Origin of the sequence: Methyloversatilis sp., assembly GCF_965284615.1 — a bacterium.
In the GTDB taxonomy this organism is placed as follows: domain Bacteria; phylum Pseudomonadota; class Gammaproteobacteria; order Burkholderiales; family Rhodocyclaceae; genus Methyloversatilis.
The window spans coordinates 1,928,915-1,944,257 of the sequence record NZ_OZ260098.1 but is presented as its reverse complement, the minus strand read 5'-3'; the positions used below and the strand labels follow the sequence as shown (position 1 = coordinate 1,944,257).

Annotated in this window: 10 protein-coding genes; 4 read left to right on the top strand and 6 right to left on the bottom strand. The window is 68.2% G+C overall.

The window, feature by feature from the left end:
* The first annotated feature begins 15 nt into the window (after positions 1-15).
* Positions 16-2,091 (top strand): FUSC family membrane protein, encoded by a 2,076-nt coding sequence (locus ACQ66H_RS09285; RefSeq protein WP_430433774.1) that lies wholly within the window; start codon positions 16-18, stop codon positions 2,089-2,091.
* A 319-nt stretch (positions 2,092-2,410) separates the two neighbouring features.
* Here the strand turns inward: ACQ66H_RS09285 and ACQ66H_RS09280 are convergent, their stop codons facing one another.
* Positions 2,411-3,307: a pyridoxamine 5'-phosphate oxidase family protein gene (locus tag ACQ66H_RS09280; RefSeq protein ID WP_430433773.1), complete on the bottom strand. Its 897-nt coding sequence runs from the start codon at positions 3,305-3,307 to the stop codon at positions 2,411-2,413.
* Between the two features lie 5 nt (positions 3,308-3,312).
* Positions 3,313-3,960, bottom strand: coding sequence for a glutathione S-transferase family protein (locus ACQ66H_RS09275; protein ID WP_430433772.1), 648 nt, complete (start codon positions 3,958-3,960; stop codon positions 3,313-3,315).
* Positions 3,961-4,084: 124 nt separating this feature from the next.
* On the opposite strand from ACQ66H_RS09275, the gene ACQ66H_RS09270 reads away from it, so the two are divergent.
* The 3 genes from ACQ66H_RS09270 to ACQ66H_RS09260 all read left to right on the top strand — a co-directional run bounded on the left by ACQ66H_RS09270 (position 4,085) and on the right by ACQ66H_RS09260 (position 8,463).
* The gene (locus ACQ66H_RS09270) at positions 4,085-4,996 is read left to right on the top strand and encodes a LysR family transcriptional regulator (protein WP_430433771.1); all 912 of its coding nucleotides are present in this window, start codon (positions 4,085-4,087) and stop codon (positions 4,994-4,996) included.
* Between the two features lie 168 nt (positions 4,997-5,164).
* Positions 5,165-7,294, top strand: coding sequence for a 5-histidylcysteine sulfoxide synthase (ovoA, locus tag ACQ66H_RS09265; RefSeq protein ID WP_430433770.1), 2,130 nt, complete (start codon positions 5,165-5,167; stop codon positions 7,292-7,294).
* Complete coding sequence (locus ACQ66H_RS09260) at positions 7,276-8,463, top strand: MalY/PatB family protein (protein WP_430433769.1); 1,188 nt, start codon at positions 7,276-7,278, stop codon at positions 8,461-8,463. The genes ovoA and ACQ66H_RS09260 overlap by 19 nt, the downstream gene beginning before the upstream one ends.
* 813 nt (positions 8,464-9,276) lie before the next feature.
* Here the strand turns inward: ACQ66H_RS09260 and ACQ66H_RS09255 are convergent.
* From ACQ66H_RS09255 to ACQ66H_RS09240, 4 genes are all read right to left on the bottom strand, one after another.
* Complete coding sequence (locus ACQ66H_RS09255; protein ID WP_430435614.1) at positions 9,277-10,404, bottom strand: ABC transporter permease; 1,128 nt, start codon at positions 10,402-10,404, stop codon at positions 9,277-9,279.
* 250 nt (positions 10,405-10,654) lie between these two features.
* Positions 10,655-13,381 (bottom strand): ribosome-associated ATPase/putative transporter RbbA, encoded by a 2,727-nt coding sequence (gene rbbA / locus ACQ66H_RS09250; RefSeq protein ID WP_430435613.1) that lies wholly within the window; start codon positions 13,379-13,381, stop codon positions 10,655-10,657.
* Positions 13,382-13,389: 8 nt separating this feature from the next.
* A complete protein-coding gene (locus tag ACQ66H_RS09245) occupies positions 13,390-14,469 on the bottom strand; it encodes an HlyD family secretion protein (RefSeq protein WP_430433768.1) in 1,080 nt (359 codons plus the stop codon).
* Between the two features lie 88 nt (positions 14,470-14,557).
* Positions 14,558-14,980, bottom strand: a complete 423-nt coding sequence (locus ACQ66H_RS09240) for a hypothetical protein (protein ID WP_430433767.1) — start codon at positions 14,978-14,980, stop codon at positions 14,558-14,560.
* Between the last annotated feature and the right edge of the window lie 363 nt (positions 14,981-15,343).

The window sequence follows — 15,343 nt, the reverse complement described above, 5'->3', positions numbered from 1 at the left end:
CCCTGCCCCCGATCCATGCTGCGTCGTTTCGCCCACCGCATCACCCGCAACCCACTGCTGGCACGCCAGCTGCGCAACCATCACGCACTAAGCGGCTTCGGCTGCTCGCTCGGCGTCGCACTGGTGGCCCTGCTCGCCTGGGCGGTGGCCGACACGCGGACAGCCATCGCCATGGCCGCCGGCGCGCTGGTGGTGAGCCTGACCGACATTCCCGCTCCGCGCCGCAACAAGCTGCCGCTGCTGCTCGCCAACCTGATCCAGATGCCGGTGGTCGCGCTGCTGGTGCTGGCCACCCACGACTCGCTGCCCTTGTTCGCCGCGGCGATCCTGCTGATCGCCTTTGCCTCGGGCATGGCCACCGCGTGGGGCAAGCCCGGCCTGCCGCTGGGCTACGGCATGATGATGACGATGGCGTTCACGATGGCCCAGCCGGATCTGCCGCCGCGCGAACAGGCGGCACATCTGGCGCTGCAGTTCGCCGGCGGCCTGTGCTATCTGCTGTATGCGCTGCTGCTGGCGCGCCTGACCGACACCGCGATGCGCCGCCGCGCCGTCGTTGACGCGCTGTACGCCTTCGCCGACTACGTGCGCGGCAAGGCGGCGCTGTTCAACCCGGCCAACGACCTCGATGAGGTGTATGCCGAACTGGTGCGCCGCCAGGCCGCGTTCGCCGAGCGGCTGCAGACGGCGCGCGATTTCGTGTTCGTTGACCGCTGCTCGCCGGAACAGCAGGCGCTGACCAACGGCCTGCTGGCGCTGATCGACGCCCACGAGGCGGTGCTGGCCAGCCAGGGCGATTACGCACCGCTGCGCGACGCCTTTGGCGATCACCGCGTCATGCGGCTGCTGGCGGCGATGACGCACGCCGCGGCCGACGACGTGCTGCGTCTCGCCCACGGCGGCCTCTCGGGCAGCCGTCCGGTGCTCGACGACACGCCCTATCGCAACACCCGCCCGGCGCTGGAACAGGAGGTCGCCGCGCTGTCGGCCGACCCGGCGCTGGACCGCAGCGCCGCCATCGCGGTGCTCGAAGCCGGGCGACGCAAGCTGCTCGGCGCCATCGACGGCCTGCGTCGCGTCGATCGTGCGCTGCGCGAGCCAGCGCAGGTTGACGACGAGGACATGAGCCGCTTCCTGTCGCGCTCGAGCTTCACGCCGCGTGCGCTGCGCGACGAGTTCCGGCTCGATTCGCCGGTACTGCGCTACGCGCTGCGGCTCACGCTGGCGATGGCCGCCGCACTGGCGCTGTCGCGTTGGCTGCCCTGGGCCGGTCATGGCTACTGGATACTGCTGACGGTATCGCTGGTCATGCGCGCCAGCTTCAGCCAGACCCGCCAGCGCCAGACCGACCGCATGATCGGCAATGCGCTGGGCTGTCTGTTCGTCGCCGTGATCCTGCATCTGGTGTCGGCACCGGCGGTGCTGCTGGGCATCGTGTTCGTCTGCATCGGCATCGCGCACGCCTTCATCACGGTGCGCTACCGCGTCACCGTGACCGCCGCCTGCGTGATGGCGCTGCTGCAGCTGCACCTGATCGCGCCCGGCAGCTTCCACATTTCCGAGCGCTTCTTCGATACCGTCGTCGGCGTTGCCGTCGCCTGGCTGTTCAGCCGCGTGCTGCCGAGCTGGGAGCGCAACAGCGTCACCGCACTGGCCGCCCGCCTGATCAGTGCGCTGCGCGAATACGTCGAACTGGCGCTGACGCCGGACACCCGCGACATGCACTACCGGCTCGCCCGCCGCCATGTGCAGGAAGCGCTCGGCACGCTGTCCGATGCGGTCGTCCGCATGCGCGACGAGCCGGCGTCGCAGCAGCAGCCGCTGGCCGCGCTGAACGTGCTCACCACGCGCGGCTATCTGCTGCTCGCCCACATCGCCGCGGCACGCCGGCTGAGCGCCCGGCCCGACGTGTCGAACGCCGAAGAGCAACTCGCCGCCGCACGCCGCGAACTGGGCACCCTGCTCGCCGCGAGTCAAACGAACGACCGGTCCGTGCCTGCACCCGACCCGCTGGCACGACGCCTGGATGCCGCCCGTGCCGATGCACAGGCGGTGGTGACCGCGGCCCGGACACTGGGGGCCGCAAGCTAGAACGACAGCGCGGTGTCGCCGCCGCTGTCGGGGTCAGAAAACCCCTCCCACAGAACCTGGGCTCCGGTCGATGGTCGGGCGGATACCGGTGGGAGCGGCCTTGGCCGCGACGCGGCGGGTGCTAGCCGCTGGCTTCGATCACCGTCGCAATCGCGAGCAAGCTCGCTCCCACGGAAGCCTGCTCCGGCGGCAAACGGGGAGCCATCCTTGTGGGAGCGACCTCCGGTCGCGATGCGGCCTTTGCAGGCCGCTGGCTTCGATCCGAGGCGCAATCGCGAGCAAGCTCGCTCCCACAAAGCCTTGCGCCTCCATAGCTTTGCTAAGCCTGATCGGCGCTCATCGACCACTCGAGCGGCAAGCCGCGTGGCACGCGCAGCGCACCGGTCACGGTGAGCCGAAGCAGACGTTGCGCACCGGGGTGGGCATCGACTTCGTCGCCGTCCCACACGATCTCGGCACGCGCACTCACGTGCAGCAGGTCGCCGCTGTCGAAGTCGATGAACAGCAATCCCGCGCGCGGTTCGAGCAGCAGGTTACCCAGCGTGTTGAAGAAGAAGTTGCCGGCGTAGTCGGGCAAGGTGAGCACGTCGCCGGTGCCGAGCGACACGAATCCGGGCTCGCCACCGCGGTGCGACACATCGACGTCATTGGCATGCGTGCTGGCGATGAACAGCGTGTCGGCGGACGCGATCAGTGCGCGCGCTGCGTCGTCGAGAGCGGCGAGCGGCTGTGGCGCGCCGGGCGCGCCCTCGTCGAAGTAGAAGGCTTCACGCGTACGGATGTACTGCGGGCAGTTGCCGAAGCTCTGCGCCACCTCGACGTCGAAGCCGGTCTCGCTCAGGCGAGCGACGCGCCCGTTCATCCGGTTGCGCCGCCGCGTGTGCGGCTGGATGCCGAGCAATCCGAGCGCTGCGCCGTCGCGCAGATGCGCGGCCAGCGGACTGCCGGCCGGCGGCCGGGCATCGACGTGCAAGGTGCGCGGATCGGGCGACCGCACGAAGCCCGACGGCCCGTGCAGCACCGACGCCCAGGGCTGGCCATCGGTGTCAACGCTGCCAACGATCAGGAAAGGCAGCAGCGCGAAGAAGTCTCGGTGCTGCTCCGGCATGTGGTCGCGGATGACGCGCGCGCCGATGTCGGCCATGCGCTGCTGCATGCCGGCACGCGCCTGCAGCGCGCGCTCGCCGTCATGGAAAGGGTCGCGTCCGGTTTCCATGGCGATCAGGCGCGCAGGCCGACCTTGCTCGCCGGCATCGCGACGAAGCCGGGCAGCGCTTCGACACGGGCGAGCCAGGCGCGCACGTTCGGGTAGTCGTCGAGCGACACATTGCCTTCCGGTGCATGCGCCACATAGCTGTACACGGCGACATCAGCCAGCGTCGGCGCCGTGCCGACCAGCCAGTCGCGGCCGGCCAGTTCGCCGTCCATCACGGCGAGCAGGCGGTGTGCGCGGGCGATCACCTCCTGCGTGTCGAACTGGGCGCGGAACAGCGTGACCAGCCGCGCGGCGGCCGGGCCGAAGGCGACCGGGCCGGCAGCAACGGTAAGCCAGCGCTGCACCTCGGCCTGGCCGGCCGGGTCCTGCGGCAACCAGCGGCCGGGGGCGTAGCGTTGCGCCAGATAGACCAGGATGGCGTTGGAATCGGCGATGACGGTGGCACCGTCCTCGATCACCGGCACCTGGCCAAAGCAGTTCTTCGCCAGGAAGGCCGGCGTCTTCTGCTCGCCGCCGGCCAGATCGATCTGGCGGAATTCATAGGGCAGGCCGAGCAGTTCGAGGAACAGTTCGGCACGGTGACTGTGGCCGGACAGCTTGAAGCCGTGCAGCACAATGGGGGCATCCGGGCGGAGGGTGGCGGTCAGCGTCATTACAGGCTCCTTGCGTTGGGTTGGGCGTCGGGTGGCGACGTGATGCAGTATCCGCAATCCACACCCGGCAATAAATGGGGCGATACGGATAACACTCTTCCACTTTGCGCAGTAATATCCAGGCATGGACACCCTCAGGGCCATGCGCACCTTCGTTGACATCGCCGAGCACGGCAGCCTGACCGCGGCCGCGCGTGCGCTCGACTGTTCGCTGCCCGCGGTCGTGCGCACGCTGGCCGCGCTGGAGGCCCATCTCGGCGTGCGCCTGCTGAACCGCACGACGCGGCGCATCGCGCTGACCGACGAGGGCCGCAGCTATCTCGAAAGCTGCCGTCAGGTGCTGTCGGCGGTGCAGGACGCCGAGGACGCGCTTAAGGAAGGCGCAACCGAGCCGTCGGGGCCGATCACGCTGACCGCGCCGGTGCAGTTCGGCCAGATGTATGTCGCGCCGGCGGTCACCCGTTTCGCGCTGCGCCACCCGCGCGTGAAGCTGCGCGTGCTGCTGCATGACCGCGTCGTGAACATGCTGGAGGAGAGCATCGATGTCGGCGTGCGCATCGGCGCACTCGACGATTCCGGCCTGATCGCACGCCCGCTCGGCACCATCCGCCGCGTCGTCGTCGCCAGCCCCGCCCTGCTCGCCGCGCACGGCGAACCGCAGCACCCGGACGCCCTGCGCGGCGCGCCCTGCGTCCGCTTTACCGGCGCCTCCAGCTTCGCGTGGAGCTTTCAAGTCAATGGCCGCGCGATGACCGTGCCGGTAGCCGGCAACCTCGAGTTCAACCACATCGCGCCCGCGGTCAACGCCTGCGCGGCGGGCGCCGGCTTCGGCCTTTTCCTGAGCTACCAGGTCAGGCCGCAACTGGCGCGCGGCGAACTGCGCGTCGTGCTGCGCGATTTCGAGCCGCCGCCGCGCCCGGTCAGCATCGTCTATCCGCACGCCCGGCTGCTGCCCGGCCGCACGCGTCTGCTGGTGGACTGGCTGGCGCGCGAGCTCGGCGGCGACAGCGCGGCCTTCGCACCGGAGCCGGCGTGACCTACGCAGGCCCTGCCGGTCGCGGCACAATGTCTGAACTTACCGGCGCCGCGCCGCGTCTATGCGCGACCACGGCCGGAAACATCTGCTTACCGGGATGATCGCCTCATGATCCCTGCCGACCGGCACGCCCTCCAACACCCGCATTTGCCGGAGTACAAAAAGAAGATGAACAGTCATCAGGACACCTTCTTCCTGCGCACACCGCGACTCGACGCGACCGATCCGGACGCGATGCGCGCAACGCTGCGCGATTACTTTCACGCCACCTTCAGCCGCTACGAACAGCTGTTCGAAGTGCTCACCTGCGACGAGGCCTACTACCGCAAACCGATCGCGCTGCGCCACCCGCTCATCTTCTATCTCGGCCACACCGCGACCTTCTTCGTGAACAAGCTGCTGCTGGCCGGGCTCATCCATGAGCGCATCAATCCGCGCTTCGAATCGATGTTCGCGGTCGGCGTCGATGAAATGAGCTGGGACGACCTGAACGAGGCGAACTACGACTGGCCGAGCGTGCAAGCTGTGCGCGACTATCGCAACGAGGTCCGGCGTCGGGTGGACCGCGTCATCAACGACGCGCCGCTCACGCTGCCGGTGAACTGGAGCAACCCGTGGTGGAGCGTCATCATGGGCATCGAACACGAGCGCATCCACCTCGAAACCTCGTCGGTGCTGATCCGCCAGAGCCGGCTCGACTTCGTGCGCACCCACCCCGCCTGGGCGCCCTGTCGCGACAGCGGCGAGCCGCCGGCAAACAGTCTGGTCCCGGTAGCGGCCGGCGTCACGCAGCTGGGCCGTCGCCGCGACGACCCGATCTACGGCTGGGACAACGAATACGAAACGCGTGACATCGCGGTGGCGGCGTTCGAAGCCAGCCGTCATGTCGTCAGCAACCGCGAATTCCTCGATTTCGTCGATGACGGTGGCTATCGCAACGACGCCTGGTGGGACGACGAAGGCAAGAGCTGGCGCGACTTCCGGCTGCAGGCCGGCATCGATCACCCCGAGTTCTGGCGGCGCACGCCGGACGGCTGGCGGCTGCGCCTGATGCTCGAAGAAGTGCCGATGCCGTGGAACTGGCCGGTCGAAACCAACTGCCACGAAGCGCGCGCCTTCTGCAAATGGAAGGCTGCGAAGACCGGTCGCCCGGTGCGGCTCCCGACCGAGGACGAGTGGTACCGCCTGTACGACGTGGCCGGTGTCGCCGAAGTGCCCGAAGACAGCAAGGCACCCGCCAACCTGCATCTCGATCACTGGGCCTCGTCCTGTCCGGTCGATCGCTTCGCGCATGGCGACTTCTTCGACGTGGTCGGCAACGTCTGGCAATGGACCGAGACGCCGATCTACCCCTTCGCCGGCTTCGACGTGCATCCGATTTACGATGATTTCTCGACGCCCACCTTCGACGCGCGCCACAACCTGATGAAGGGCGGCGCGTGGGTTTCATGTGGCAACGAGGCAACGCGCGCATCGCGCTACGCTTTCCGCCGTCATTTCTTCCAGCACGCGGGGTTCCGATACGTGATCAGCGATGCACCGGCCAGCGCGCCGAACGTCTATTACGAAAGCGACCGGCAGTTGTCCGAGTACGCCGAATTCCACTACGGCGACGAGTACTTCGGCGTGCCGAATTTCCCGAAGGCGCTGGCGACCATCGCCATCGAGGCGATGCGTGACCGACCGGCGCGGCGCGCACTCGACCTCGGCTGCGCCACCGGCCGCGCCAGCTTCGAACTGACCCGCCATTTCGAACACGTGACCGGCGTCGATTTCTCCGCCCGCTTCATCAACGCCGGCGTGCACCTGGCCGAACAGGGCGAGCTGCGCTACACGCTGGTTGACGAGGGCGAACTGGTGTCGTACAAGACGCGCCGTCTGGCCGACATGGGACTGGAGTCGGTACGCGGGAAGGTCGATTTCATGCAAGGCGACGCCTGCAATCTGAAGAGCGTGCTGACCGGCTACGACCTCATACTCGCCGCCAACCTGATCGACCGGCTGTACGACCCGAAGGCCTTCCTGGCGGCGGTGCACGAGCGACTGAACGTCGGCGGCCTGCTGATGATCACCTCGCCCTACACCTGGCTGGAGGAACACACAAAGCGCGAGGACTGGCTGGGTGGTTTCAAGAAGGACGGCGAGAGCTGGACCACACTCGACGGCATGAAGGCGGTGCTGGGCGAGCGCTTCCGCATGGTGGGCGCGCCGCGCGACGTGCCCTTCGTCATCCGTGAAACCCGCCGCAAGCACCAGCACACGCTGGCCGAGGTAACGCTGTGGGAGCGCGTGCGCTGAGTACCTCTTTCGACTTCGATCTGCCGATTCCGCGCGACGGCACGGCCAGCGTCAAGCACGACGGCCGCGCCGCGGTGTTCGGCACCGAGCAGGTCACCCCGCTGTGGGTGGCCGACATGGACTTCGCCGCGCCGCCGGCCGTGGTGGCCGCACTGGCCGAACGCGCGCGTCACCCGGTCTATGGCTACACGCTCTACCCCGACGGCGCCTTCGAAGCGCTGGAGCGCTGGCTGGCCGCGCGCCACGGCTGGAACGTCGCGCGCGAGCACATCCACATGTGCCCGGGCGTGGTGCCGACGCTGTATGCCGCGGTGCAGGCCTTCACCAAGCCGGGCGACAACGTCATCGTGCAGCCGCCCGTCTATCCGCCTTTCTTCTCGGCCATCCGCGACACCGGCCGGCGCGTGGTCGAGAACCCGCTGATCGAGCGCGATGGCCGCTGGACCATGGATTTCGATCAGCTCGAAGGCTGCGCCGCGCGCGCCGGATCGAAGCTGCTGCTGCTGTGCTCGCCGCACAACCCGGTCGGTCGCGTGTGGTCGCACGAAGAACTGGACACTTTGCTGGCCATCGCGCGCCGGCACGAACTGGTGGTGCTGGCGGACGAAATCCATGCCGACCTCACCTACCCCGGCGTGCGTCACCTGCCGCTCGCCACGCTGGCGCGCCCGGGCGATCGCGTGCTGACCACGGTGGCGCCGAGCAAGACCTTCAACGTGCCAGGCCTCGGCCTGTCGGCGCTGATCGCCGACGACACCGAGCGGCGCGCGGTCGAGCGCGTGTTCGGCACGCTGCACGTGAGCGCGTCGAACCCGTTCAGCGTCGCCGCCTTCGAAGCCGCCTACCGCGACGGCGGGCCGTGGCTGGATGCGCTGATGGACTATCTCGAAACCACGCGCGACGAGGTGATCGACACCGTCACCCACCGGCTGCGCGGCATCCATCCGGTGGCGCCGGAAGGCACCTATCTGCTGTGGCTGGACTGCCGCGGTCTGGGGCTCGACGACGACGCGCTGCGCGACTTCTTCATCGGCGCGGGCCTCGGCCTGAATCCCGGTGCGAGTTTCGGCACCGGCGGCAGCGGCCACATGCGCCTCAACCTCGCCTCACCGCGCGCCGTCATCCGCGACGCGCTGGCAAGACTGGAAACGGCGCTGGCGAATCGCTGACGGCGGGCGCAGCACCGGCGCCGACGGATGACTGGATTCTGTGGGAGGGGTCTTCTGACCCCGACAGCGGCCTGTATCGAAGCCGGCTGATCGCAGCGGCCGCGTCGCGGTCAGAAGACCGCTCCTACAGGAGATGCGCCCGATTCACGGCCCGAGCCAGGGCGAAGGCTCTGCAGGGGAAGAAGTGTGCCGGGCCTGGGGCCGGAGCCAAGCCGGGGTTCTGTGGGAGGGGTCTTCTGACCCCGACAGCGGCCTGCATCGAAGCCGGCGGATGGCAGAGGCCGCGTCGCGGCCAAGGCCGCTCCCACAGGGATCGCGCCCGACCGGTGGCCGGAGCCGAGGTTCTGTGGGAGGGGTCTTCTGACCCCGACAGCGGCCTGCATCGAAGCCGGCGGACGGCAGAGGCCGCGTCGCGAGCAAGCTCGCTCCCACAGGGATCGCGCCCGACCGGCGGTCGGAGCCGGGATTCTGTGGGAGGGGTCTTCTGACCCCGACAGCGGCCTGCATCGAAGCCGACGGATGGCAGCGGCCGCGTCGCGGTCAGAAGACCGCTCCCACAGGAGATGCGCCCGATTCACGGCCCAAGCCAGGGCGAAGGCTCTGCAGGGGAAGAAGTGTGCCGGGCCTGCGGCCGGAGCCAAGCCGGGGTTCTGTGGGAGGGGTCTTCTGACCCCGACGGCGGCTTGTATCGAAGCATGCAGATTGCAGCGGCCGTATCGCGAGCAAGCTCGCTCCCTCGAGAGCACTCCTGGACCGTCGCCGGAGCCGCGTTCTTGTGGGAGCGAGCTTGCTCGCGATTGCAGCGCTCGAACCTCAGCCCTGTGCCGCGATGCTGCGCCTGAACATCAGCAGCGAGGCGGTGAAGAAGGCCGCAGCGATGGCCGCCATCGCCAGCAGGCTGGGCCACACGACATCCAGCCCGGCGCCGCGGTAGAGCACCGCCTGGGCGAGGCTGACGAAATGCGTGGTCGGTGCGAACTCCATGATGAACTGCACCGCCTGCGGCATGCTTTCGCGCGGTGTCATGCCGCCGGACAGCAGCTCCAGCGGCAGGATGACGAGGATCATCATCAGCCCGAGCTGCGGCATGTTGCGCGACAGCGTGCCGATGAAGATGCCGAGCGAGGTGGTGGCCAGCAGCTGCACCAGCGTGCCGGCCATGAACAGCGGAATCGAGCCGGCAATCGGCACCGCCAGCGCGCGCTCGACCACGAAATACAGCGACAGCAGCACCGCCACCCACACCACCAGCGCCATCGACCACACCTTGGCCAGCATGATTTCGAAAGCGCCCAGCGGCATCACCAGCAGGTGTTCCAGCGTGCCGTGCTCGCGCTCGCGGATCAGCGCCGCACCGGTCAGGATGACCGACAGCATGGTCACGTTGTTGATGATTTCCATCACGCTGCCGAACCAGGCGCTGGTCAGGTTGGGGTTGAACAGGATGGTGGGCGCGAGCGAGATCGGCGCCACTGTCTCGCTGCGCCGGTGCTGCACGAATTCGACGGCCTCGCCGAGCACGATGTTCTGGATGTAGTTGGCGCCGATGAAGGCCTGGCTCACCCGCATCGCGTCGATGTTCACCTGTATCGACGGCTGCGCGCCGGCCAGCACGTCGCGTTCGAAATCCGGCGGAATGATCATGACGAAGGTGTACAGGCCGGCATCCAGCCCGGCATCGCCCTGCCCTTCGGTAATCATTTCCGGCAGCCGGAAGTACGGGCCGTAAAAGGCGCCGGCGATGCGCTCGCTCAGAACCGAGCGGTCCTCGTCCACGATGCCGATGGGCGCGTTGTGCAGTTCCTGCGAAGTCGCCGTTGACGCGCTGTAGATGCCGCCCGAGAAGGCCCACACGATCATGATGAGCAGTACCTTGTCGTTCCACAGGCTCATCAGTTCCTTGAGCCCGAGCCGCCAGGCGTTGAGCAGTCGGCGTCGCATCATCCTGAGAACCTCGGTTGATCGGCGATCGGTGGAACGTGACGGGCGCGGTTGGCGGGGTGTACGGCAAGGCGCGAGGACGCGGCAGGATGGCACCCTGCAAGGGCAAGCAACACCGTCGGGCGCCCCGCCAACCGTGCACGCGACGCCGAAGCGGTCTCACCTGAAAGATGAGCGCTGCACTCCGCGGGCATCCTCGATGGGCAGGACCTGAAGCACATTGGCAAGCGGTCAGCCGAGGTTCTCAGGATCATCGCTCCTGCTTCTTCAGCAGCCACACGCTGAGCAGCGTAAGCACCGGCACGAAGGCGGCCAGCGCCAGGAAGTCGGCGTAGAGGTCGCGCATGTCGAGCGCCTTGGTGAACAGGCCGCGGCTGATGTTGAGGAAATAGGTGGCCGGGAAGAAGGTGCCTATCGTTCGCCCCACGCCTTCGAGCGAGGACACCGGGTGCGTGAGACCGGAGAAGGTGACCGTGGCCAGCATGGTCACCACCGCGGTAGCGGCGAGTGCGGCGATCTGCGTGCGCGCGAACGAGGACATCAGCAGCCCGAGGCCGGTGGTGGCGGTGACGAAGATGAGCGCGCCCAGGCTGAGCGACAGCAGGCTGCCCTTCAGCGGCACCTCGAACACGAACACCGCGAGCAGCACGAGTCCGTAGAAGCTCACCATGCTGACGGCGATATAGGGCAGCTGCTTGCCGATCAGGAATTCCAGCCTCGTCACCGGCGTCGCGTACAGATTGGTGATCGAACCCAGCTCCTTCTCGCGCACCACGCCGACCGCCATCAGGATGGCCGGAATGAAGGTGAGCAGCAGCGGAATCACCGCCGGCACCATCGCGAACACACTGCGGAAGTCCTGGTTGTAGCGGTAGCGCATGTCCAGCTTCGCCGGGTAGGCGGTCGCCGGCAGCCCTTCGCGCACCGCCGCCTGCTGCAGGAAGTCGGCGTGCAGGCCCTGCACGTAGCCGAGCGTGGTTTCGGCGCGGAAAGGCATGGCGCCATCGACCCAGACGCCGATCTCGACCGCGTGTCCGCTGCGCAGCCGGCGCCCGAATTCCGGCGGAATCTCCAGCGCGACGCTCAGTTCGCCGGCGCGCATGCGGCGGTCCAGTTCGTCCACGCCCAGCAGGGGCGGCTGTTCGATGAAGTAGCGCGAGCCCGCCATGTTCTCGATGTAGGCGCGGCTTTCCGGCGTGTCGTCGCGGTCGAGCACGGCGAATTTCAGGTCCTCGACATCCATCGAAATGCCATAGCCGAGGATGAGCACCATGATGACCGAGCCGAGCAGCGCGAAGGTGAGCCGCACCGGGTCGCGCAGCACCTCCAGCCACTCGCGCCGCGCGTAGGCCAGCAGCCGGCGCCGGCTGAACGGCGCCGGGCGCGCGGCGGGCGCCGTCGGCTCGGCGGCGGCGGGTGGCGGCGCCTCGGGCACCGGTGGCGCGCCGTCGCCAGTCGCCTCTTCCAGGTAGGCGACGAAAGCCTCTTCCAGCGAGGTGGCGCCGCGCCGCTCGATCAGCGCCGCCGGCGTGTCGCTGGCCAGCACGCGGCCGGCGTGCATCAGCGAAATGCGGTCGCAGCGCTCGCCCTCGTTCATGAAGTGGGTGGACACGAAGATGGTCACGCCGTCCTTGCGTGACAGTTCGATCAGCAGGCGCCAGAAGCCGTCGCGCGCGACCGGGTCCACGCCCGAGGTCGGTTCGTCGAGGATGAGCATGTCCGGCTTGTGGATCACCGCCACCGCCAGCGACAGCCGCTGCCGTATGCCCAGCGGCAGCCCGGCCGCCTGCGTGTCGAGGTATTCGGCCAGACCGAAGCGCTCGACCATCTCGGCGACGCGCGGCGCGATGTCGGCCGCCGGCAGGTGGAAAAGCTGGGCGTGCAGCACCAGGTTCTGGCGCACGCTCAGTTCGCCGTACAGCGAAAATGCCTGCGTCATGAAGCCGACCCGCTTGCGGGTATCCATGTCGCCGCTGTTGACGACGTGCCCGAACAGCAGCGCCCTGCCCTCGCTCGGCGGCAGCAGGCCGGTGAGCATTTTCATCGTCGTCGTCTTGCCGCAGCCGTTCGAGCCGAGGAAGCCGAAGATTTCGCCGCGGCCGATCTCGAAATCGACGTGGTTGACCGCGGTGAAATCGCCGAAACGCATCGTGAGGCCTTCGGCGACGATGGCCGGCCCGTCGCCCTGCACGCAGCGCGGCGGCACCACCAGTTCCTCGTGCCCCTGGCGCTTGGCGGCCGGCAGCAGTTCGATGAAGGCGGCGTCGAGATCCTTCGCACCGGTGCGCGCCAGCAGTTCGGCCGGCGTGCCGGTGGCGAGCACGCGGCCGTCGTCCATCGCGGCCAGCCAGTCGAAACCGGCCGCCTCGCCCATGTAGGCGCTGGACACCAGCACGCTCATGCCGGGCCGGCGCTGGCGGATGCGTTCGATCAGCTGCCAGAACTGGCGGCGCGACAGCGGATCGACGCCGGTGGTGGGCTCGTCCAGGATGAGCAGGTCGGGGTCGTGGATCAGCGCGCAGCACAGGCCGAGCTTCTGTTTCATGCCGCCCGACAGCTTGCCGGCCGGGCGGTCGCGGAAGGCCGCCAGCCCGGTGCTGTCCAGCAGTTCGGCGATGCGCGCCTCGCGCTCGCGCGTCGCGTGGCCGAACAGGCGACCGAAGAAGTTGACGTTCTCGAACACTGACAGCGTCATGTACAGATTGCGCCCCAGCCCCTGCGGCATGTAGGCGATGCGCGGGCACACCGCGGCGCGGTGATGGCGGTCGCGCATGTCGCCGCCCAACACCGTCACCCCGCCCTGCTGGATCACGCGCACGCCGGCCACCAGCGCCAGCAGGCTGGACTTGCCGACGCCATCCGGCCCGATCAGCCCGGCCATGCAGCCAGCCGGGATGTCGAGCGTGATGTCGTCGAGCGCGACCGTGTCGCCGTAGCGCAGGCCGACACCGGCAAGCCGGGCGACCGTGTCGGTCATGGCGCCGTTCACGGTTTCGGTGTTCCGACCAGCGGCGGCAGCGTGGCCGGCCACGGCGCCTCAGGGTCGAGCCGCACCCAGGCCACGCCGGGCAGCCCGGTCTTCACCTGCTTGGCGTGCGCCTTCAGCAGATCGGGCGGAATCTTCACCCGCACGCGGAACATGAGCTTTTCGCGCTCGGTGCGCGTTTCGACCGACTTCGGCGTGAACTGCGCCTGCGGCGACACGAAGCTCACGCTGGCGGGAATCGAAATGTCCGGCCGCACGTCGAGCACGATGCGCGCCTCGGTGCCTATGGCCACGCGCCCCGCCTGCGAGGTCGGCAGGAAGATGGTCATGTAGACGTCGGTGATGTCGAGCAGCGTGAGCACCTTGCCGCCCGCCGCCAGCACCTCGCCCGGCTCGGACAGCCGGTACAGCACGCGGCCGTCGGCCGGGGCCACCAGTTGCGCGTCCTGCAGATCGACGCGGATGCGCGCGCTGCGCGCCTCGGCTGCCTCGATCGCCGCCTCGGCCTGCTTCACTGCGGCGCGCGCAGCATCGATCGAGGAATAGGCGCCGCGCAACTGCGACGACGCAGCCTTCTGTGCGTCCAGCGCGGATTGCTTGTTGGTCTGGTCAACGTCGAGCTTCTGCGTCGAAATGAACCCCTTGTTGACCAGACGCTGCGTGCGCTCGATGTCCTTCTCGGCCAGCGCCAGCTGGCTCTGGCGCTGCGACACCACGGCGCCGGCCATTGCCGCCTCGCTCTGCCGCTGCGCCACCGCCGCCACCGCGGCGGCACGGCTGGCCTGTGCCTGCTCGATCTGCGCGTCGCTGACTTTCAGTTCGGCTTCCAGCGCGCGCACGTCCATCAGCGCCACCACCTGCCCGGCGCTCACGTCGTCGCCCTCGCGCACCGCCACGCTCTCCAGCCGGCCACCGGTTTTGGTCGCGACGTCGATCTCGGTCGCCTCGATGCGGCCGTTGCCGGAGGCAAAGGCTTCGCTCACCGGCGGTGCTGTGTACTGCTTCCAGCCGTAGTAGCCAGCCGCCGCGGCAGCCAGCACGATCAGCCCCAGAACGAGGCGGCGACGCGATGCGCTCATGTTTCAGTCCGATGCAATGCGGGAATTGCCCCGATTGTGCCCCGGCCCGCGTTTCAGCGCCTTGATGTTTCGCAATGCAGCAAAGGTCTCAACCGGTAATCGCCAGCGCCGCCTGCAGCAGCAGAAGCAGCGCGTGCGGAAAAGCCACCGTCGGCTTCAGCGCGCTCGTCGCGTACTCCATCAACAGCCCGACAGCGCCCGGCCGCGTCGCCTGCCACTCGGTGTGCAACTGGCAGGCCGCGTAGTCCGACGCCCCGTCGGCGATCAGCGTTTCGACCTTAAGCAGACGCTGCCCCAGGCGCGCCTGCACCGTACGCAGCATCGACTCGATCACCCACACGCTCACCGTCAGCGGCGCCGCCAGCTCGAACGGAAAACCGAACAGCGCCGCACCGGCAGTCAGCGCCACCGCCGCGATCTTGATCCCGACCGCGCAACGCTCATGGCGCTCGTGGTCCTGCTGCAGCGTGGCCCATTCGGTGTGGAGGGGTGAGGGGTAGGAGGTGTTCATGCGGGCGACGGCAAGACCGGAAAGAAGCGGGAAAGGCCGCAATCTATCCGTTGCCGGCGTGGCGTGCCCGGGCATGCGTCAAGGTTCTGTTGTGAAAGGCTGCGAAGGACTTGACGGCGATCGCCCCGGCACCAGCCCCGAAAAGAAGAAGTCAAGCGACCACCCGTGCGCCTTGGGGCGCACCCCATCGTCTCACCACTCGGATAAATGACCGATGGAACAGACACCGTGGATATGCTCCACTTGCCTGCCATACAAGGGGTGAGGTTTTTTGTCTTCGTTTAATCGGTAGTTATCCGGCACACGGCGCACCAACCGACTGAAAACAACAGAAATTCCCCGTTAAAATTCTTTGTGTTTATC

Excerpts from the sequence above, each read along its gene's own strand:
- ACQ66H_RS09285 (WP_430433774.1), top strand. The coding sequence starts at position 16 with ATGCTGCGTCGTTTCGCCCACCGCATCACCCGCAACCCACTGCTGGCA.
- ACQ66H_RS09280 (WP_430433773.1), bottom strand. The coding sequence starts at position 3,307 with ATGGAAACCGGACGCGACCCTTTCCATGACGGCGAGCGCGCGCTGCAG.
- ACQ66H_RS09275 (WP_430433772.1), bottom strand. The coding sequence starts at position 3,960 with ATGACGCTGACCGCCACCCTCCGCCCGGATGCCCCCATTGTGCTGCAC.
- ACQ66H_RS09270 (WP_430433771.1), top strand. The coding sequence starts at position 4,085 with ATGGACACCCTCAGGGCCATGCGCACCTTCGTTGACATCGCCGAGCAC.
- ovoA (WP_430433770.1), top strand. The coding sequence starts at position 5,165 with ATGAACAGTCATCAGGACACCTTCTTCCTGCGCACACCGCGACTCGAC.
- ACQ66H_RS09255 (WP_430435614.1), bottom strand. The coding sequence starts at position 10,404 with ATGCGACGCCGACTGCTCAACGCCTGGCGGCTCGGGCTCAAGGAACTG.
- rbbA (WP_430435613.1), bottom strand. The coding sequence starts at position 13,381 with ATGACCGACACGGTCGCCCGGCTTGCCGGTGTCGGCCTGCGCTACGGC.
- ACQ66H_RS09245 (WP_430433768.1), bottom strand. The coding sequence starts at position 14,469 with ATGAGCGCATCGCGTCGCCGCCTCGTTCTGGGGCTGATCGTGCTGGCT.
- ACQ66H_RS09240 (WP_430433767.1), bottom strand. The coding sequence starts at position 14,980 with ATGAACACCTCCTACCCCTCACCCCTCCACACCGAATGGGCCACGCTG.